The following is an 18775-nucleotide window of genomic DNA, read 5'->3' on the forward strand; positions in this document are numbered from 1 at the left end:
AATTGGGTCGCAATCTGACGCGCCGGAAGATACATGACAATAAACGTCAGGATGTATTTTGGCGCGTAGGTAGAATGACGGATCCCTTACTTAAGGAAATCGCGATAAGAACTGTGCGCGTTCAAATCATGGTGTGTCGGGCAATTGCCAATCAATCGCATTTCTGCCCTGCGCGACGAGATATTCATTCGCCTGCGAGAAGTGCCGGCTGCCGAAGAAACCGTTATGCGCCGAAAGCGGCGACGGGTGCGGCGCTTTCAAGACAAGATGCCGGGACCGGTCGACGAAGGCGGCCTTTTTCTGCGCATAGGAGCCCCAGAGCATGAAGACGACATGCTCGCAATCCTCGTTGACGGCCCGGATCACGGCATCGGTGAATTGCTCCCAGCCCTGGCCCTGATGGGACGCCGCACGGGATTCTTCGACAGTCAGAACGCTGTTCAGCAGGAGCACACCCTGGCGCGCCCAATGTTCGAGGAAACCGTGCCGCGCCGGCGCGATGCCGAGATCGCTCTGCAGTTCCTTGTAGATATTGACGAGCGATGGCGGGATGCGAACGCCCGGTCTGACGCTGAAGCAAAGCCCGTGGGCCTGGCCCGCCCCGTGATACGGATCCTGACCGAGGATGACGACCTTCACCTCATCGAGCGGCGTCAGATCGAGCGCCCGGAAATACTCCGCTCCTTTGGGGAAGATGGTCTTGCCGGCCGCCTTTTCGTTTTGCAGGAAGGCCTTGAGAGCGGCCATGTAGGGGCTGGCGAACTCCTTGCCCAGTGCGGCCTTCCAGCTGTCTTCGAGCTTTACTCCCGCATCCGCCATTGCCGCTCACCCCTCTTCTGTCTTACATGGTCTCGACGATAGAGGGCCCGCGACCGGGTCTGTCAACCTTAAGCCGAACGGAGCACACAAGAGAACCGTGAAGCCCTTCCTCAGACTCTGGCAACGCCACCGCATCCTGACATCGGCCTTCGTGCTGGCCATGGCGCTTGCCATCTTCTTCGCCGGGAGAACGATCTTTTTCGTGGTCTACTGGGCCGATCCGGCGCGCCAGGACCTGCCGCCAGAGCCCTGGATGACGATCGGCTACGTCGCCCATTCCTGGCATGTCCCGGTCGAGAAGCTGGCACGCGATCTCGATCTCCCGCCCCCGCCCAAGGATGGCCCACGCCCCTCCCTGGAGCGGCTCGCAGAGGATCGTGGAGTGACTTTCGAAGCCTTCAAGGCCGAGATCGAGGCGTCCATTATGGACCTGCGGCGGCAGGGCCCGCCGAGATGAGTTTGACCGAGACGCTGCTTGCCTCGCTGCCGTCCTACGGCCTTCCCCTTCTCGGCCTTGTCGTCGGCATCAGCTGCCTCGGCGCCCCTTTGCCGGCATCGATCGTCATGATGCTCATGGGCGCCTTCGCGACAGCGGGCGACTTCACGCTCTGGATCGTCGTCGTGGTGGCGCTGGCCTCGGCCATCGCAGGCGATCAGGTGGGTTACATGCTCGGCCGCCTTGCCGGACAGCGCCTGGTTCCGATCGTCGAGCGGAATCCCGACCGCCGCAAGGCACTGGAACGGGCACAGCGCGAAATGGACGCCCGCGGCAATAGCGCCGTCTTCCTCACACGCTGGCTCCTTTCACCTCTGGGGCCTTATCTCAACCTGCTGGCCGGTGCCTCGGGCTTCTCCTGGCTGCGCTTCACCATGGCCGGCATGCTCGGCGAAATCGTCTGGGTCGGTCTCTATACCGGCCTTGGCGCGACCTTCAGCGAAAGCGTGACCGAAATCGCCGAAATCAGCGGCAGCATCAGCGGCTTCCTTGCCGCCGGCGCGGTCGCAGCCTTCTTGGGATACAAACTCTTGCAGGCGCTACGGGCAAAGGACTAAGAGCCCCGGCCGCGCCCAGCCAGGGCTTCGCCGAACTGTCACAGAGCAATGTTATCCGGAGGTAAAAATCCGGAGACTCGCCATGACTGTTCTGATCTGGTTTGCCGCGCTCGCGCTTCTCGTCCAGCTCGCAAGCATTGCCTTTGTTCTCTCCGTGAAGCTGCGGCACCGCAAGCGCGACATGGCAGTGATGCCGCGCCCGCCAGTGACCCTGATCCGGCCGATCTGCGGGCTGGAAAACAACCTCGAGCGTTGCCTCGCCTCCTCTTTCCGCCTCGACTGGCCGAGCTACGAGATCCTCTTCTGTGTCGCGAGAGAAGACGATCCGGCCGCAGCCCTCGCCCGCCGGCTGATGGCCGAGCATCCGGACATTCCCTCGAGGCTGCTGGTCGGCGAGGATCTGTTCAGCGCCAATCCGAAGCTCAACAATGTCGTCAAGGGCTGGCGTTCCGCTCGCCATGATTGGATCGTGATGACGGACAGCAATGTCCTGATGCCACCCGACAACATCGCGCGCATGATGGGCCGCTGGGATGACCAGACTGGTCTCGTCTGCTCGCCGCCGGCCGGCACAGAACCGGAGAATTTCGGCGCCTTCCTTGAGAGCGCCTGGCTCGACAGCTTCCAGGCTCGCTGGCAGCTGTTTGCCGATGCCGTCGGCTTCGGCTTTGCCCAGGGCAAGTCCATGCTCTTCAACCGCCAACTGATCACACAGCTCGGCGGCTTCGAGCGTCTCGGCGACGAAGTGGCCGAAGACGCGGCCGCCACCCTCTTGATCCGCAATGGCGGCCTCAAGGTCCGCCTCGTCCACGAGCCCTTCCCACAGCCGCTCGGCTCGCGCAACATGCTGGCCGTGTGGAAGCGCCAGCTGCGCTGGGCCCGCCTGCGCCGCGCCTCCTTCCCGCTCTATTTCCTGCCGGAGATCTTCACGGGTGCTGCCCTTCCCGGTGCTGCGATGGTCGCGCTGGCCGCGACGGGTTTCGTCTCGCCGATCGCGCCCATCGCCTATCTCGCGGCCTGGTACGGTGGTGAAGTTCTGCTCGCCCGCGCCTATGGCTGGCCGGCCGGCTGGCGCATCCTTCCCGCCATGGTGACCCGTGACCTGCTCTTGCCGGGTCTCTTTGTCGCCGCCTGGTTCGGCAGCGGGTTCGAATGGCGCGGCAATGCCATGACAGTGGCTGACAATGACAACGGACGCACCGCGCGGCTTCGCAAGGCCGTCGTGAAGACCCGCGACAAGGCCCGGGCCCTGGTTGCGGCGCGCAGCCACTAGACTTTCTCGGAGAAAAAAGCGGGCAGGACCGCATGTCGCGATCGCTGCCCGCAAGAGGGAGGTAGTCTAAACCGCTCAGATCGTGCCTTGGCCCATCTGTTCGGCGATGTAATCCGCCTGGCGGATCGCAAGAGAAACGATCGTCAGGGTCGGATTTTCCGCGGCACCCGTGGTGAACTGGCTGCCGTCTGAGACAAAGAGATTGCTGATGTCGTGGGTTTGGCCCCACTTGTTGACGACGCCGTCCTGCGCCTTCTCGCTCATGCGGTTGGTGCCGAGGTTGTGGGTCGACGGATAAGGCGGCGTCGGGAAGGCCCTGTTGGCGCCGACGGCTTCATAGAGAGCCATGCCCTGCTTGTAGGCGTGATTGCGCATTGCCTCGTCATTCGGGTGGTCGGTAAACCAGACATCCGGGATCGGCATGCCGTATTTGTCCTTGAGCTCGCCATGCAACTTCACGGCATTCTGCTCCTGCGGCATGTCTTCGCCGACGATCCAGAGACCGGCCATGTTGGCGTAATTGTCGAGCGCCGAGGTGAAGGACCGGCCCCAGCCGCCCGGGTCAAGGAACGCTGCCATGAAGGGCAGACCGAGCGCCAGCGTTTCCAGCTCGTAGCCACCGACGAAGCCACGCGACGGATCATGCCGCGCTTCGTCACGGATGATGCCGGCCATGGTCGTGCCACGGTAGAAATGGACCGGCTTGTCGAAGACGGCATAGACCGAGCCCGTCGTGTGACGCATGTAGTTCTTGCCGACCTGGCCGGACGAGTTGGCAAGACCATCTGGGTACTTCGACGAGGCTGAATTGAGCAAGAGCCGCGGGCTTTCGATCGAATTGCCGGCGACGCAGACGATGCGTGCCTTCTGGCTCTGCAGATTGCCGTCCTTGTCGGCATAGACGACGGCAGTCACCTTGCCCGTATCGTCATGCTCGATCTTGATGACATGAGACTGCGGACGTACTTCCAGTTTACCGGTCGCCTCGCCCTTCGGGATTTCCGTGTAGAGCGTCGACCACTTGGCACCCCATTTGCAGCCCTGGAAGCAGAAGCCCGTCTGCTGACAGCTCATGCGGTCGTCGCGATCGGCCGAATTTATGGCCATATTGCCGGTGTGACAGTCCTTGTAACCCAGCTTGTCGGCACCGGCCTTCAGGATCTTGAAGTTATTGTTGCCGGGCAGCCCCTCGATACCGTTGGTGCGGGTGACACCCATCTTGTCCTCGGCCTTGGCATAGTAAGGCTCGAGATCGGCAAGCGTGATCGGCCAGTCGAGAAGATTGGCGCCTTCCACTTTGCCGTAATGGGTCAGCGTCTTGAACTCGTGCTCCTGGAAGCGCAGCGAGGCGCCGGCCCAGTGGGTGGTGGTGCCGCCGACCGCCTTGACGATCCAGGCGGGCAGGTTCGGGAAGTCCTTCGACACCCGCCAGCCGCCACCGGTCGTGCGATGATCGAGCCAGGCGAGCTGGGCGAAACTGTCCCATTCGTCGTTGATGAAGTCCTCGTGTTCGATGCGGGCACCGGCTTCGAGCACGACCACGTCGATGCCCTTCTGGGCAAGCTCGTTGGCGAGCGTGCCGCCACCTGCACCGGAACCGATGATGACGACCACGCTGTCGTCGTTGAGATCATAGGGCGCTGCCATGTTTTCCTCCCGGGAAATCGGTCAATTTGGGTAAGCGCCGCCGTTCCCATCCGCGATGGGCCTCCTTCCGGCGACGATGTATGCGTGTCTTAAGGGTCGCTCAGAGCCAGGTGATGTCGTTGAACCCGCGCTCGATATAGCCGCCCTTGGAATAGGACTCGCCCTCGTAGCCGAAGATCGGCCAGATCTCCTTCTGGTTATAGAGGCTGACCACGAGATCGCCGCGCACCGCCTGGAAGAAGGGCGTCGTCTCGATGTCGCGCAGGATCGCCACGCGATCGTCCTCCCAGCCGAGCCCGCGATAACCGCCGGCACCGGCCCGCTTGTCGAGATCGGCGATACCGTCCTCAATCAGCGCCTTGTGCTTCTCGTCCTTGGCAGCCATCGTGTCCTGACCTTTCACCGCAGCGGCATAGAAGCGGTCGGCGAGCTGGTCATGCGGGTAGATGTCGCGCGCCAGCTTGATCAGCGTCGCGAGCGTGTCGGGTTTGAGTGCGGTCGCCTCCAGGCCCCAGGCCTGTTCGGGACAGATCACGGCAGTGCCCGTGACCATCAACACGGCACTTGCCGCACCCGTCTTCAGAAGCTGCCGGCGCGACATGCCGCCGGTCTTGTCGAGTATCGTAACCACGTCATTCTCCTCCCATGAGATTGATGCGCAACGGCATCTTGCCGTTGTTCTCGGCAGGCCCGGCGACCGCGCCCGCCATGCTTGAAACGAGTGAGGCCGGGAGCACCGCCTTGCTCCCGGCCTCACCATCACTTGAACCGACCGTGGCGCTGCAGAACCTCGATCTTGTAGCCGTCCGGATCTGTGATGAAGAAGAAGCGCGCGAGCAGCGCACCGTCGCGGTTGAATTCGACGATCTTGCCCGGGGTCATGCCAAGACCCGTCAGTCGCTGATGCTCGCTGTCGAGATCCAAGACGCTGACGGCAAGATGGCCATAGCCATTGCCGAGGTCATAGGCATCCTCCCGCCCCTTGTTGATGGTCAGTTCCAGCTCGAATTCGCTCTCAGGATTGCTGAGATAGATCAGCGTGAAGGTCTCGAAATCGAGACGATCGGCGATTTCGAGGCCGAAAGCCTGGGTGTAGAACGTAACCGAGCGCTCCTCCTCAAGAACGCGGATCATCGAATGGATCATTTTGGCCAATGGGCTGCTCCTCGCATGCTGACTGATGTCATGTCGGGAGGATGTCGCGATTTGCCGCTAGGCTGGTAGCAGCCCATTACCGCAGCCGATTTTTTTCGTCGCTGGCGGACCCATTCTTCACGACAGAGCGAGGCAGTTTAGCGAAGAGCGAAATTGACCAGAACAGCCGCTGGCAACATAATGCCTCAAAAGACTTGAAATCGAAAAAACTGAAAATCAGGGAGGAGCATGCCATGTGTGAAGTCTTCGCAGGACAGGACCCGGCCCGCTATCGCGCGGTCAACCGCTCCGTTCGCATTGGTGGTCATTCCACCAGCATCCAGCTCGAAGCCGCCTTCTGGGTGCTGATCGACGAGATCGCCGCCAGCCAGAATTTCTCGACGTCCCGCTTTCTCTCGACGCTTTACGACGAGGCGCTCGAGATCAATGGCTCGGTCTCGAACTTTGCGTCACTCTTGAGGACGAGCTGTCTGATCTACCTGATGAGCAAGGCGCAGAACCCGACCGAGCCGCAGGAGTTCCACATCATCGCTGCGGAGTGATGAGGGCAAGGACGCGTGCCCCCGAGCGGAGGCCGGACGTCATCTGGACAGGTCACACCACAGGTTACGAATAGCCGCCCGTCTCTGGAGCCGTAGACGGGTCGGCGGCTTCGGCGCCGCGCATCTTCTCGGCCATGGCCGCAGCCGCATTGGCCAACAACCAGGTATCCGTCCCATTCGCCATGAAGCGCACGCCGGCGCGGCGCGCCAGCGCGATCATCTCAGGGTCACCGGTCATGATGCCCGCCGGCTTGCCGGCAGCCTTGATCTTGCCGATCAGCATCTCGACCGTCTCCATGACCTCCGGCACGGTCGCCTTCCCGCCATAACCCATGTCGGCAGAGAGATCGGCCGGACCGATCAGGATCGCATCGACACCCTCCGTGGCGACAATCGCATCGACATTTTCGACACCCAGCCGGCTTTCGATCTGGGCGATCAGGCAGACTTGCGCATTGGCCGTCTCGGCATAGTCGGCGATCCGGCCGAAGTTCGAGGCGCGCCCGAGGCTCGCGCCCATGCCTCTGATACCATCCGGAGGATAACGCAGCGCCTTGGCCAGCAACTCCGCCTGCTCCGCCGTCTCGACCATCGGGATCATCAGCGTCTGCGCGCCGATATCGAGCGCCTGCTTGATCAGCCATGGCTCGCCCATCGGCAGCCGCACGACCGGATGGGAGGGATGGCGGGTGACGGCGGCAAGCTGGGCGGCGATCAGCGGAATGTCGTTCGGCCCGTGTTCGGCATCGATGAGGATCCAGTCGAAGCCGGCCCCGGCGCAGATCTCCGCCGAATGCGGATTGGCAAGCGCCACCCAGAGGCCGGTGAGCAGGCCTGTGTCTTCGCGGAGCGCTTTCTTGAAGGGGTTCACGGGGGCGGGCATGGACAGTCTCCTCGGGTATCAATCGACCGGCGCGATGGCCGGGAGAGTGAAGCTATCCCCGGAAGCAGCCATTCCCGCAAGCCTCGAAGACGACGAGCGGTACGCCTGCGACATTGAACGCCGGTGCCGCCTCGTGATACGGGCAGCCGCAGCCACCATCATCATCAGGACGTCACCCATGCTCCCCTGGATCCAGCTCGACACGGCCAAGATACCCGGCGGCGGCGAATTGCGCCTGAAGCAACGCGGCACGGAATTCTCGATCATGCTCGGCACCAACGAGCTGATGAACAGCCGCCTCAGTGGCTCCGAGGAAGCGCTCGCCACCCTGGCTTACGAACGCATCGCTGATCACAAGCGCCCGCATATCCTGATCGGCGGCCTCGGCATGGGCTTCACGCTGCGCGCCGCCCTCGCCGTTCTGCCTGAGGATGCGAAGGTCACCGTCGCCGAACTCGTGCCCGCCGTCGTCGACTGGGCGCGCGGACCCATGGCCGAAATCTATGCCGGCAGCCTCGACGACCCGCGCGTGAGCGTCCATGTCGGCGATGTCGGCGCGCTGATTGCGAAGTCGAAGGGGCAATTCGACGCCATCCTGCTCGACGTCGACAACGGCCCCGACGGCCTCACCCGCGAAGAGAACGACTGCCTCTATTCCTATGAAGGGATTCGCAAATCCAAGGTAGCGCTGACCCGCGGCGGCGTACTCGGCGTCTGGTCGCAGGGTCCGGACCCCAGGTTCACACGCCGCTTGAAGGACTGCGGCTATGGGGTGGAAGAGATTCCGGTGAGAGCTGGCCGAACTGGTCGCGGCAAGAAGCATGTGATCTGGATGGCGAAGAGCTGAGATTCGGGCTTTCATTTGAAGAAAATCCCCTCCCAACCCCTCCCCAAAGGCCCTCCCAAACCCTCCCCACAAGGGGGAGGGCTTAACCCAGACGCACCGCTGCGGGCTTCGCCAACACCCCCCTCTGTCACTGCGTGACATCTCCCCCACAAGGGGGGAGAGCAGGCGCCGCGCTTGCCGCTCCCTTCAGCAATCCCAAAGGAGAGCGACAGGCCAGCGTCTCGGCCAGTCTCCCCCCTTGTGGGGGAGCCCGGCAGGGCAGAGGGGGGTGTTGCATGGCAAAGCGCGAGTGGAGAATTCTACCCCCACAACCCACGCGGCGGCAGCGGCATCACCGCGCCGTCATAGGCAATCGCCGGCTCCCGATCCCGCGCCAGAAGCAGCGGCCCGTCGAGATCGACAAAGGCCGCCCCCTGTCCGATCAGAAACGCCGGGGCCATGGCAAGCGAGGTGCCGACCATACAGCCGACCATGATGTCGAAACCGGCTTCAACAGCCGCATCGCGCATGGCAAGCGCCTCGGTGAGCCCGCCCGTCTTGTCGAGCTTGATGTTGACGGCATCATACTTGCCCATGAGGGCGGTAAGCGACGCCGTGTCGTGACAGCTCTCGTCGGCGCAGACGGGCAGGACCCGATCAAGGCCGAGAAGCGCATCATCAGATCTCGCCGGAAAAGGCTGCTCGACGAGCTTCACCCCGAGATCGAGAAAGACAGGCGCCAGCGCCCTGTATTGATCGAGGCTCCACCCCTCATTGGCATCGACGATGATCGCAGAGTTCGGCGCGCCGGCCCTGACGGCCCGGATGCGCTCGACATCGCCCTCCCCGCCGAGCTTGACCTTCAACAGCGGCCGATGCGCTTCCTTCTCCGCCGCAGCCTGCATGCTCTCAGGCGTGCCGAGCGACAGCGTATAGGTGACCGACAGCGGCCTCGGCTCTTGTAACTTCGCAAGTTGCCAGACAGGCTTACCAGCGCGCTTGGCTTCGAGATCCCAGAAGGCGCAGTCCAGCGCATTGCGCGCAGCACCCGGTTTCAGCCTGCTCTGCAGCCCGGCCCGGTCCAGTCCCTTGGCCACCTCTTGCACCAGCGCCGAAAGCGCCTCGACGACACTCTCCACCGTCTCGCCATAGCGCGCATAAGGCACGCATTCGCCTTGGCCCACAAACACGCCATCCGTCAGCCGCACCGTGACCACCTTGGCCTCGGTCTTCGACCCGCGCGAAATCGTGAACGTCCCCGCGATCGGGAAGCTCTCGGGCGTGACGGTCATCTTTACGGGCATTCTGGACCTCCCTGGGGCAAGCCCCGCGAATCGCTGCTCTTGCACGAAGAAGCAATCCTTTCTATATCCGTCAACAATCGGACCGGTACCGGCCGCGGGCGAAAAAGCCCGCAATGCCTGAAGCCACATCCCCGCGCATTGCGGGCTGAACGGTCGCATGAAGCACAGAGACGAAGCCCGTGAACACGCTGGATTTTGACAAGAGACCGGAAGATACGCGCGTTGTCGTCGCCATGTCGGGCGGCGTGGACTCGTCCGTCGTCGCCGGCATCCTGAAGCGCGAGGGCTATGACGTCCTCGGCATCACGCTGCAGCTCTACGACCATGGCGCCGCCGTCCATCGCGCCGGCTCCTGCTGCGCCGGTCAGGACATCGACGACGCCCGCCGCGTCTGCGAAACGCTCGGCATTCCCCATTACGTGCTCGACTACGAACAGCGCTTCCGCGACACCGTGATCAACCCGTTCATGGAAAGCTATGTCGCCGGCGAAACGCCGATCCCCTGCGTCGCCTGCAACCAGACGGTCAAGTTCGCCGATCTGCTTGCGACCGCCAGGGAGCTCGGCGCCGATGCGCTGGCGACCGGCCACTACATCCGCTCGAAGTCCGTGCCGCTCGCCAACGATCCCGGCCACCGCGCCCTCTTCCGCCCGATCGATAGCGAGCGCGACCAGAGCTATTTCCTCTTTGCCACCACGCAGGAGCAGATCGACTATCTGCGCTTCCCGCTCGGCGCCATGTCGAAGGCGGAAGTCCGCGTGCTTGCCGAAGAGATGGGCCTCGTCGTCGCCCAGAAGGCCGACAGCCAGGACATCTGTTTCGTGCCCCAGGGCAAATATGCAGACGTGATCAACAAGCTGAAGCCGAATGCGGCGCTAGCAGGCGAGATCGTCCATCTCGACGGCCGGGTGCTGGGCAATCACGAAGGCATCCTGCATTACACGATCGGCCAGCGGAAGGGATTGGGCGTCGCCACCGGCGAACCGCTCTATGTCATCTATCTCGACGCCCGCTCGCGCCGCGTCATCGTCGGACCGAAGGAAGCGCTCGAAACCCACCGCGTCTATCTGCGCGACATCAATTGGCTGGGCGATCGTCCGATCACGGAAGAAGCCGCGGGCGGTTTCGCCTGCTTTGCCAAGGTCCGCTCCACCCGTCCGCCGACGCCGGCCGTGCTGCATGCCGACGACAAGGGCGTCTATGTCGATCTCGAAATCGGCGAAGCCGGTGTCGCCCCCGGTCAGGCCTGCGTGCTCTATTCGGCACCGGGCGCCGACGCCCGCGTCTATGGCGGCGGCTTCATCGAGCGCTCGGAACGCTCAGGCACGGCCGAAAGCGCGCTGAAGGCGCTTCTCGCCAGCCCCGTGGCGGCCTGAGCCCAAGGCTTTCGGGCCGCTCTCAAGGTCTTCGCGCAAGCCGGTGGAAAGCCACGCTGTTTTTGCCCAAACCGCGCTTGACTTTGATCGGACCCTCGCCTTATAAGCCGCCCATCGCTTCGGACGGCGACGGCCTCAAGGCCCGAATGTTCGATGTGTGGCGGGGTAGCTCAGGTGGTTAGAGCGTGGGATTCATAACCCCAAGGTCGGCGGTTCAAGTCCGCCCCCCGCTACCATAACTTCTTAGTTCTCATTGACTTGGTAGAATGAATTGAATCAGAGCAGCCTTACGGCTCCGCTGATCACAGGCGCTTCTTGACGCCCAACCAATTTCCCGCAAAGATTGCAGCCAGTCGCAGTGACTCCGTGATTGGATGATACGCCATGGCAAACGAAACGCCGAAGCGCCGCATAGCGACGGCAGCCGCCTTGAAAGACAGCGACGGCGGTGGCACATTTGATGCCATGGAACAGCGTGTCAAAGCCCTCGAAGACGATATGAAGCGGGTCCTGCAGGATACCGCCGAGATCAAGGGCATGCTGCGCGCAGCACCTTCGGCGATCGAGTTCGGCGAGCTGAAAGGCCGCGTCAACAGCCTTCCAACCATGGGCAAGGCCGCCGCCATGCTGTCGATTGCGACCGCCGTGATCGTCATCCTGAACAACTGGGCCGCAATTCGCGGTTGGCTGATCGGCTAGTCCGCCCTCACCGCGCCGCCCAAACCAGCCCACGCCGTACAATCTCCCGCATCTGCGGCACCTCAAACTCCGCCGCCTGGTGGCCGAGCGAGGAGTAGAACACCCTGCCCTGCCCGTGGCGGCGCTTCCAGACGACCGGCATCACATGTCCGTCGATCCAGGTATCGTGCTCGCCGGTGAAGGTCGTCGTCGCCAGCACTTCGTTGTTCGGGTCGACATGCATGTAATACTGCTCGGAGCGATAGGGGAAATCGCCGATGCCGGAGACGAGCGGGTCCTCGGGCTTCACGATGTTGACCCTGTAATCATAGATATTGCCGGGATGAGCGACCCACTGGCCCCCGATCATGTATTGATACTGCACGCAATCGCGAAAACTGTCGCCCGCCTGACCGTGAAAGCCGCCGAGGCCGACGCCGCCGCGCACGGCCAGCTCCAGGTTCTCGATTTCAGGCTTCTCGATCTTGGTCATCGTCAGCATCGGCACGATGAGGCTGTAGTCGCGGATCGCGGGATCGGCAAAGGCCTCCGTGCCCGCCTCGACGCGGACGGTGAACCCTTCCGCCTGCAGCATGTCGGAGACGATGGCCGCGCATTGGTCGGGCTGGTGCCCATCCCAGCCGCCCCAGCAAATCAGAACCTGGCGCATGAAAACATCCTTCTGAAAAATGAACTCAGCGGCCGATCAGGCCATCGACGAGCGACTGTTCGAGCGGCGCCGGCCGCTCGACGCTGGTGGTGATCTTGACGGTTTCGCCCCGGTCGGACGCCGTCTGGAAGGCTTCCATGACCTCAAGCACATGCAGCGCCAGATCGCCGTTTGCCCGATGCGGGCGGTCGGAGAGAATGGCATGCGCCATGTCGGCCACGCCGAGCGAGCGCCAATTGCCTTCGGAATAGGGCAGCGTCACGGGCTTGCCCTGCGCCTCGCCCGTCAGCGGCAGGACGAAGACATCGCCGCCGAAATGATTGGGATCGGGCACAATCAGCGTGCCCTCCGCGCCATAGACCTCGAGCGGCTTGTGCCAATGGGCGGCGACATCAAAGCTCATGGAGATCTGCACCACTGCCCCGTTGGCAAAGGACATCAGCCCCGCGACATGCGTGGGCACATGCACGGGGATCGTCTCGCCCCGGCGCGGCTCGCTGCCGATCTTTCTGGTGTCCCGCACCTTCGTGGCGAAGCCCGCAACCTTCTCGACCGGACCGAAGAGGTTGACGAGATCGGTGATGTAGTAGGGCCCCATGTCGAGCATCGGCCCGCCACCGGCCTCGTAGTAAAAGTCCGGGTTCGGATGCCATCGCTCATGGCCGGGACACATGAAATAGGCCGTGCCGCCGATCGGCTGGCCGATGAGGCCCTGGTCGATCAGCCCGCGCGCCGTCTGATGCGCGCCACCGAGAAAGGTATCGGGCGCCGAACCGACGCGGAGATCGAGAGTCTTCGCTGTCTCGACAAGCCGCTTGCCCTCGGCGAAGGTCACGCCGAGCGGCTTCTCCGAATAGACATGCTTGCCGGCTTGGAGAGCCTTCAGACCCACCTCGACATGCGCCTTGGGGATCGTCAGGTTGACGATGATGGCAACCTCGGGATCGGCATGAAGCTCGTCGATCGTGCGTGCCGGAACGCCGAATTCCGCAGCCCTGCTTGCGGCAAGCTCGCTGTTCAGATCGGCAATGCCGCAGACCTTCAGGATTGGAAAATGCTGGAGCGCCTTGAGATAAGCGCCTGAAATATTGCCGCATCCGATGATGCCGATGCCGACTTGCTGCATGCTTTGATTTCCTCACTCCCGGACGAACGTCCACCTGCGATCGCCGGACAAGGACTGCCCCGTCCCTCCTCGCTGCCCCGCGATCGCCCGGCAGACTGGGTGCAAATGCGACCGGCGTCAACGCCTCATTGTATGGGGTTGATTGTCTGTCGACAGGCATCTTCACAGGCGCGGCAGGCCTCGGCGCAGATGCGGCAATGGGCATGCATTTCGGCATGGCGCCCGCATTCCTCCGCGCAGGCCGCACAAGCGCGGGCGCAGGCTTCGACAAGCGCCTGCAGCACCTGGGCGTTACGCCCCGTGCGGCGGATGGCGGCCTGCCCCGTGGCCAGGCAGATATCGGCACAATCCTCGTTCAACCGGATGCACTGGCGAAGCTCATCCACCATGGTCTCGCCCAGGCAGGCGTCGGCGCAGGAGATGCAGGTCTGGGCGCAGTCGAAGCAGGCCTTGATGCAGGCGATCAGTGCCTCGTTCGCTTCCCCGTCCATATGGGGATGGGTTTCGATCATGGCTCGAATGGACATCGGCTTCGCCTCCTTCTGCTGTTGGTCACGGGAAGGAAACCTGATGTCGCGCGCAGTGTTCCCCACCCCGGATCGGGGATGCGAGATCCGGGGGCGGTTAAGAAAACCTTTCGTTAAATTTTAATGAATAGGATGGAGGGCCTGTAGCGAGGTTTTGTCATGCGTACCGCTCTCTATTCCGCCCTCGGCGTCATGCTGATGCTGTCGGCCTGTGCCAAGCCGCCATCCCAGACCCGCAATGCCTGCGCGATCTTCGAGCAGCGCGACGGGCTGTTCAACAACTGGCGCAAGGCCGCCATCGCCGCCGAGCGCGAATACGGCGTGCCGGTGCCGATCCTGATGGCGACGATCTATACGGAATCGAGCTTCCGCCATAACGCCAAGCCGCCGCGCAAATGGCATCTCGGCTTCATCCCCGGCAAGCGCCCATCGACGGCCTATGGCTATTCGCAGGCCCTCGACGGTACCTGGGAACGCTACCAGCGCGAAACCGGCCGCTGGGGCGCCCGCCGGACCGACTTTGCCGACGCCATCCGCTTCATCGGCTGGTATCACCGCGAGAGCGCGACGAAGGTCAACATTCCCTTGAACGACCCTTACAAGCTCTACCTCGCCTATCACTCCGGCCACACCGGCTATCTCCGCGGCGCCTACAACAAGCGCCCGGAGGCTCTGCGCGGCGCGAAGCGTTTCACGGATATTACTTACACTTACGCCAAGCAGCTGCAGCAGTGCCCGGGTTGAGGGTGAGGCATTAGTCTGGTTGCTCGCCGGTTGACGTCGGCTTGGGGGTTGCCCCCTCTTCCCTGCCGGGCATCTCCCCCACACGGGGGGAGAGTCGAAAGCCGCGACGTCCCCGCATGTCAGAACCGTTCCGTAATTGATACTCCTCACAACGGTCAGGCGGCCACGGCGGTGGTGGCCACTCTCCCCCAGTGTGGGGGAGATGTCACGAAGTGACAGAGGGGGGTACCCCAGCCATCAACATAACGCCCAAAACAAAAAACCTCCCCGCCGAACCCGACGGGGAGGTTATTTTAGCCATACAGCTGAAGATCAGTTCGCGCTCTGGATCGCCGCGATCTGCCACTGGGTGGACGGGCGGCGGGCGAAGGTCCAGATTTCGACCGACTCGGACGGCGTGTTCGGATCACCCTCGACCACGGCGCCGGACTGACGGTCGACGACATAGTCGATCGCTTCGTAGCGCATGGCGACAGTCGCATATTCCATCTTATCCTCGGCCCAGCTTTCCGCCACGTCGCCCTGGACCAGATGCACGTCGCGCACCTCGTTCTTGACGCCCTTGGTGGCGTTTTCGCTGAGTTCTTCGGCCAGATAGGACATGGCTTCCGGCGTCGTGATCCGGCGCAGCGCGCCGTAATCTTCCGCAGCATAGGCGCGCTGCATCTCCTTCAGCAGTTCCTCGAAGCGCTCGAGATCCTTCGGCGTGATGCCGAGTTCGTCGGCCGGACCGGAGCGCGAGGCTGCAGCGCTTGGCGCAGCACCGCCGCCGATCTTCGGGATCTGGAAGCTCGGACGCGGCTGGTCACCGCTCTGGTTATCGCGCGCCATGCCACCGAAGCCGCCAAAGCCGGGACCGCCGCTTGGGCCCGATGCCGGCGCCTGACGATTGGCGAACATGCGCATGGCAAAGCGGATCAGGAAGAAGATCAACAGGCCCTGCAGGAGCAGGCCGAGGAAGCCGAAGCCACCGCCAAAGCCCGTGCCCATCAGCATGCCGAACAGACCACCGAGCAACAGACCGCCCATCAGGCCACCGGCGAGACCACCGAACAGGCCGCCCGGACGCGCTGCCTGGTTGGCCGCCGTCGACTGGGCCGCACCCGGCTGGTTGGCATTGGTGCGCGGCGTCATCGTGCGCTCGATCGGAGCAGCCGGTGCTGGCGCCGTGCGGGTGATCGCAGGCTGGTTGAAGGTGCGCGTGCCACGGCTGCCGAAGCCGCCTGAAGCGCGACGGGCTTCGGCGAAATCGACGGCCACGAGCGTGACCATCATGCCGAGCGCGAGCGTCGCGAAAGTTTTTGCGTATTGACGCATAGGTGTTTCCTGTCCTCCTCGAAACAGTCTCTGTGCTCCTTTAAGAGCTTGGCTCCCATATGGAGAGAGCTCACCCTCTTTTGAAGAGTGAGCCCTGGAAATTCCATTGAATTTCAGGTGATCAAGCTCAGCCGTTGAGCCAGAACTTGATGATCAGACCGACGATCGAAATGGCGAGAACACCGCCGGCCCATAGGCCGACGAACCACAGGAGACGGCTGAGAAGAAGGCGCTTGTCCATCAGTGATAGCCCTCGTCGGGCTTGAGCTTTCCGCGGAAGACCCAATAGGCATAGGCCGTGTAGCCGAGGATCATCGGCACCAGGACGACCGCCCCGACCAGCAGGAAGGCAAGGCTCTCGTCGGGGGCTGCTGCCTCCCAGATCGTCAGCGAGGACGGCACGATATAGGGATAGAAGCTGATGCCGATGCCGGCATAGCCCAGCACGAAGAGGCCGAGTGCGGCGATGAATGGCCGCGCATCATGTCCGCTCTTCAGCCCCCTCACGATCACATAGAGGCAGCCGAGCACCAATGCAGGGACGATGATCGAGAAGATCATCGTGGGATAACCGAACCAGCGCTCGAAATAGGGCGCCTCCAGGAACGGCGTCCAGAGGCTGAAGACGCCCATGGCACCCACGGTCGCGAAGGCGAGTGGCAGGGCAAGGCCCCGCGCGCGCTCGGAAATGTCGCCCTCGGTCTTCATCACGAGCCAGGTGGCACCAAGCAGTGCATAACCGATGACCAGTGCCACGCCCGTTGCCAGCGAAAACGGCGTCAACCAGTCCCACCAGCCGCCGGAATAGGCGCGATCGGTCACCGGTATGCCCTGCACCAGCGCCCCGAGCGCCACGCCCTGGAAGAAGGCCGCAACGACAGAGCCGCCGGTGAAGGCCCAGTTCCACAAATGCTCCGCCCTTTGCGTGCGCCAGCGATATTCGAAGGCGACGCCGCGGAAGATGAGGCCGAGCAGCATCAGGATGATCGGCGCATAGAGTGCCGGCAGGATCGTCGCATAAGCGAGCGGGAACACGGCAAGCAGTCCTCCCCCGCCGAGCACCAGCCAGGTCTCGTTGCCGTCCCAGACGGGGGCCACCGAATTCATCATCAGGTCCTTCTCGTGCTTCTCAGGAAAGAAGGGAAAGAGGATCCCGACGCCCAGATCGAAGCCGTCGAGGATGACATAGGCGAGCACGGCAAAGGCGATGATGCCCGCCCAGATGAAGGGAAGATCAATGGGCATGCTTGCCTCCATGATGACCAGTCTGAGATGCCGGAGTGGTGCCGGATGTACGAATCGGACCATCGTCGAGATCCGGCATCGGATCGCGCGGCAGGCGGCCCATCAGGCGCAGAATGTAGAAGGTGCCAGCCCCGAAGACGATGAAATAGACGATGATGAAGGCAATCAGCGAGGCTGCCACTGCGGGGGCTGCGATCGGCGAGACCGAGTCGGCCGTGAGGAGATGGCCGTAGACCGTATAGGGCTGGCGCCCGACCTCGGTCGTGATCCACCCCGCCAGCACCGCAACGAAGCCGGAAGGTCCCATGACCAGAGCGACGCGATGTAGCCAGTGATTGGAATGCAGCGTGCCCTTCCAGCGACACCAGAGCGAGAACACGCCGACGCCGAGCATGGCAAAGCCGATCGCCACCATCACACGGAACGACCAGAAGACGATCGCGACCGGCGGCTCCTTGTCGTCCGGGATCGTATCGAGACCGGCCAGCGGCGCGTTGAGATCATGCTTGAGGATCAGGCTCGAAAGCTTCGGGATTTCAAGCGCGTAGTCGACCCTCTTCTCTTCCGTGTTCGGGATGCCGAACAGGATCAGCGGCGCGCCATCCGGATGGCTGTCGAAATGGCCTTCCATGGCCATGACCTTGACCGGCTGGTGCTCCAGCGTGTTGAGGCCATGCATGTCGCCGGCGAAGATCTGGATCGGCGCGACGATCGCCGCCATCCACATCGCCATCGAAAACATCTTGCCCGCACGCCGTGGTGCCGTGCCCCTCAGGAGATGCCAGGCACCGACGGCACCGACCACGAAAGCCGTGGTGAGGTAGGCTGCGATCACCATATGCACAAGGCGATAGGGGAAGGACGGGTTGAAGACGATCGCCCACCAGTCTGTCGGCACGAACTGGCCCACATCGTTCATGGCGAAGCCTGCAGGCGTCTGCATCCAGGAATTGACCGAGAGTATCCAGGTCGCGGAGATCAGCGTGCCGAAGGCGACCATGAGCGTGGCGAAGAAATGCAGGCCCGGCCCGACCCGGTTGCGCCCGAACAGCATGACGCCGAGGAAGCCCGCTTCCAGGAAGAAGGCAGTGAGCACCTCATAGCCCATCAACGGCCCGATGACCGGTCCAGCCTTGTCGGAAAACACCGACCAGTTGGTGCCGAACTGGTAGGACATCACGATGCCGGACACGACCCCCATGCCGAAAGCGACCGCAAAGATCGTCTTCCAGAAGTCGAAGAGCTCCAGATAGACCTTGTCTTCCTTCCAGAGATAGAGGCCTTCGAGCACGGCGAGATAGCTCGCAAGCCCGATGGAAAAGGCGGGAAATATGATGTGGAACGATACGGTAAAGGCAAACTGTATGCGTGCCAGGAGTTGGGCGTCGAAGTTTTCGAACATGGGATGTCCTTTCCTTCTCTCCTCCCGGAGATGATAAACATCAACTATACCCTCGCATCGCAGAAGCAATGCGACAACCCGCCATGCGTCAGTTCAACGCATATTATTTTCCATATATAAAAGCAGTCCGATCGGGTTATGCCCCAAACGAAAACGGCGCGGGTTGGGTCCCGCGCCGTTTCGATTTC

20 protein-coding genes and 1 tRNA gene are annotated in these 18775 nt (G+C 62.8%); 9 read left to right on the plus strand and 12 right to left on the minus strand.

Going from position 1 to position 18775, the window contains the following annotated elements; translation table 11 throughout:
• Window positions 1–126: 126 nt before the first annotated feature.
• Window positions 127–819, minus strand: coding sequence for a uracil-DNA glycosylase (ung, locus tag M1E12_RS12705; protein WP_136538225.1), 693 nt, complete (start codon window positions 817–819; stop codon window positions 127–129).
• Window positions 820–916: 97 nt separating this feature from the next.
• Here ung and M1E12_RS12710 point away from each other — a divergent pair, with 97 nt between their 5' ends.
• From M1E12_RS12710 to M1E12_RS12720, 3 genes are all read left to right on the plus strand, one after another.
• Window positions 917–1276 carry a hypothetical protein gene (locus M1E12_RS12710; protein WP_136538224.1) on the plus strand — a complete coding sequence of 120 codons (360 nt, stop codon included), beginning with the start codon at window positions 917–919 and terminating at the stop codon, window positions 1274–1276.
• On the plus strand, window positions 1273–1872 hold the full coding sequence (locus M1E12_RS12715) for a DedA family protein (RefSeq protein WP_479562046.1): 600 nt from the start codon (window positions 1273–1275) through the stop codon (window positions 1870–1872). The genes M1E12_RS12710 and M1E12_RS12715 overlap by 4 nt, the downstream gene beginning before the upstream one ends.
• A gap of 82 nt (window positions 1873–1954) precedes the next feature.
• The gene (locus M1E12_RS12720; RefSeq protein ID WP_479562047.1) at window positions 1955–3145 is read left to right on the plus strand and encodes a ceramide glucosyltransferase; all 1191 of its coding nucleotides are present in this window, start codon (window positions 1955–1957) and stop codon (window positions 3143–3145) included.
• Between the two features lie 75 nt (window positions 3146–3220).
• Here M1E12_RS12720 and M1E12_RS12725 read toward each other — a convergent pair whose 3' ends face one another.
• The 3 genes from M1E12_RS12725 to M1E12_RS12735 all read right to left on the minus strand — a co-directional run bounded on the left by M1E12_RS12725 (window position 3221) and on the right by M1E12_RS12735 (window position 5947).
• The gene (locus tag M1E12_RS12725; RefSeq protein WP_479562048.1) at window positions 3221–4792 is read right to left on the minus strand and encodes a GMC family oxidoreductase; all 1572 of its coding nucleotides are present in this window, start codon (window positions 4790–4792) and stop codon (window positions 3221–3223) included.
• 100 nt (window positions 4793–4892) lie between these two features.
• On the minus strand, window positions 4893–5423 hold the full coding sequence (locus M1E12_RS12730; protein WP_479562049.1) for a twin-arginine translocation signal domain-containing protein: 531 nt from the start codon (window positions 5421–5423) through the stop codon (window positions 4893–4895).
• Between the two features lie 128 nt (window positions 5424–5551).
• Window positions 5552–5947 carry a VOC family protein gene (locus M1E12_RS12735; RefSeq protein WP_479562050.1) on the minus strand — a complete coding sequence of 132 codons (396 nt, stop codon included), beginning with the start codon at window positions 5945–5947 and terminating at the stop codon, window positions 5552–5554.
• Window positions 5948–6180: 233 nt separating this feature from the next.
• Between M1E12_RS12735 and M1E12_RS12740 the strand changes: the two genes are divergently transcribed.
• The gene (locus M1E12_RS12740; RefSeq protein WP_113458452.1) at window positions 6181–6489 is read left to right on the plus strand and encodes a ribbon-helix-helix domain-containing protein; all 309 of its coding nucleotides are present in this window, start codon (window positions 6181–6183) and stop codon (window positions 6487–6489) included.
• Between the two features lie 64 nt (window positions 6490–6553).
• Here the strand turns inward: M1E12_RS12740 and M1E12_RS12745 are convergent, their stop codons facing one another.
• A complete protein-coding gene (locus M1E12_RS12745; protein WP_479562051.1) occupies window positions 6554–7372 on the minus strand; it encodes an HpcH/HpaI aldolase family protein in 819 nt (272 codons plus the stop codon).
• Between the two features lie 178 nt (window positions 7373–7550).
• On the opposite strand from M1E12_RS12745, the gene M1E12_RS12750 reads away from it, so the two are divergent.
• Window positions 7551–8219 carry a spermidine synthase gene (locus M1E12_RS12750; protein WP_479564881.1) on the plus strand — a complete coding sequence of 223 codons (669 nt, stop codon included), beginning with the start codon at window positions 7551–7553 and terminating at the stop codon, window positions 8217–8219.
• A 299-nt stretch (window positions 8220–8518) separates the two neighbouring features.
• Here the strand turns inward: M1E12_RS12750 and dgcA are convergent, their stop codons facing one another.
• Window positions 8519–9502, minus strand: coding sequence for an N-acetyl-D-Glu racemase DgcA (gene dgcA / locus M1E12_RS12755; protein ID WP_479562052.1), 984 nt, complete (start codon window positions 9500–9502; stop codon window positions 8519–8521).
• A 179-nt stretch (window positions 9503–9681) separates the two neighbouring features.
• Here dgcA and mnmA point away from each other — a divergent pair, with 179 nt between their 5' ends.
• From mnmA to M1E12_RS12770, 3 genes are all read left to right on the plus strand, one after another.
• Window positions 9682–10878 carry a tRNA 2-thiouridine(34) synthase MnmA gene (gene mnmA, locus M1E12_RS12760; RefSeq protein WP_479562053.1) on the plus strand — a complete coding sequence of 399 codons (1197 nt, stop codon included), beginning with the start codon at window positions 9682–9684 and terminating at the stop codon, window positions 10876–10878.
• 159 nt (window positions 10879–11037) lie between these two features.
• Window positions 11038–11114 (plus strand) — tRNA-Met (locus M1E12_RS12765).
• Window positions 11115–11262: 148 nt separating this feature from the next.
• Window positions 11263–11577, plus strand: coding sequence for a hypothetical protein (locus tag M1E12_RS12770; protein ID WP_479562054.1), 315 nt, complete (start codon window positions 11263–11265; stop codon window positions 11575–11577).
• Window positions 11578–11584: 7 nt separating this feature from the next.
• Here M1E12_RS12770 and M1E12_RS12775 read toward each other — a convergent pair whose 3' ends face one another.
• From M1E12_RS12775 to M1E12_RS12785, 3 genes are all read right to left on the minus strand, one after another.
• Window positions 11585–12226 carry a ThuA domain-containing protein gene (locus tag M1E12_RS12775; RefSeq protein ID WP_479562055.1) on the minus strand — a complete coding sequence of 214 codons (642 nt, stop codon included), beginning with the start codon at window positions 12224–12226 and terminating at the stop codon, window positions 11585–11587.
• A gap of 25 nt (window positions 12227–12251) precedes the next feature.
• Window positions 12252–13352, minus strand: coding sequence for a Gfo/Idh/MocA family protein (locus M1E12_RS12780; protein WP_479562056.1), 1101 nt, complete (start codon window positions 13350–13352; stop codon window positions 12252–12254).
• 125 nt (window positions 13353–13477) lie between these two features.
• Window positions 13478–13879: a four-helix bundle copper-binding protein gene (locus M1E12_RS12785; protein ID WP_479562057.1), complete on the minus strand. Its 402-nt coding sequence runs from the start codon at window positions 13877–13879 to the stop codon at window positions 13478–13480.
• A 159-nt stretch (window positions 13880–14038) separates the two neighbouring features.
• On the opposite strand from M1E12_RS12785, the gene M1E12_RS12790 reads away from it, so the two are divergent.
• Window positions 14039–14623, plus strand: coding sequence for a transglycosylase SLT domain-containing protein (locus tag M1E12_RS12790; RefSeq protein ID WP_479562058.1), 585 nt, complete (start codon window positions 14039–14041; stop codon window positions 14621–14623).
• A 312-nt stretch (window positions 14624–14935) separates the two neighbouring features.
• Here M1E12_RS12790 and M1E12_RS12795 read toward each other — a convergent pair whose 3' ends face one another.
• The 3 genes from M1E12_RS12795 to M1E12_RS12805 form a co-directional block, all read right to left on the minus strand.
• Window positions 14936–15940, minus strand: coding sequence for a Tim44 domain-containing protein (locus M1E12_RS12795; RefSeq protein ID WP_479562059.1), 1005 nt, complete (start codon window positions 15938–15940; stop codon window positions 14936–14938).
• A gap of 240 nt (window positions 15941–16180) precedes the next feature.
• A complete protein-coding gene (gene cydB, locus M1E12_RS12800) occupies window positions 16181–17185 on the minus strand; it encodes a cytochrome d ubiquinol oxidase subunit II (RefSeq protein WP_479562060.1) in 1005 nt (334 codons plus the stop codon).
• Window positions 17175–18587, minus strand: coding sequence for a cytochrome ubiquinol oxidase subunit I (locus tag M1E12_RS12805; RefSeq protein ID WP_479562061.1), 1413 nt, complete (start codon window positions 18585–18587; stop codon window positions 17175–17177). Before M1E12_RS12805 ends, cydB begins: the two co-directional genes overlap by 11 nt.
• Window positions 18588–18775 lie beyond the last annotated feature (188 nt).

It is taken from the genome of Rhizobium sp. K33 (assembly GCF_056501445.1).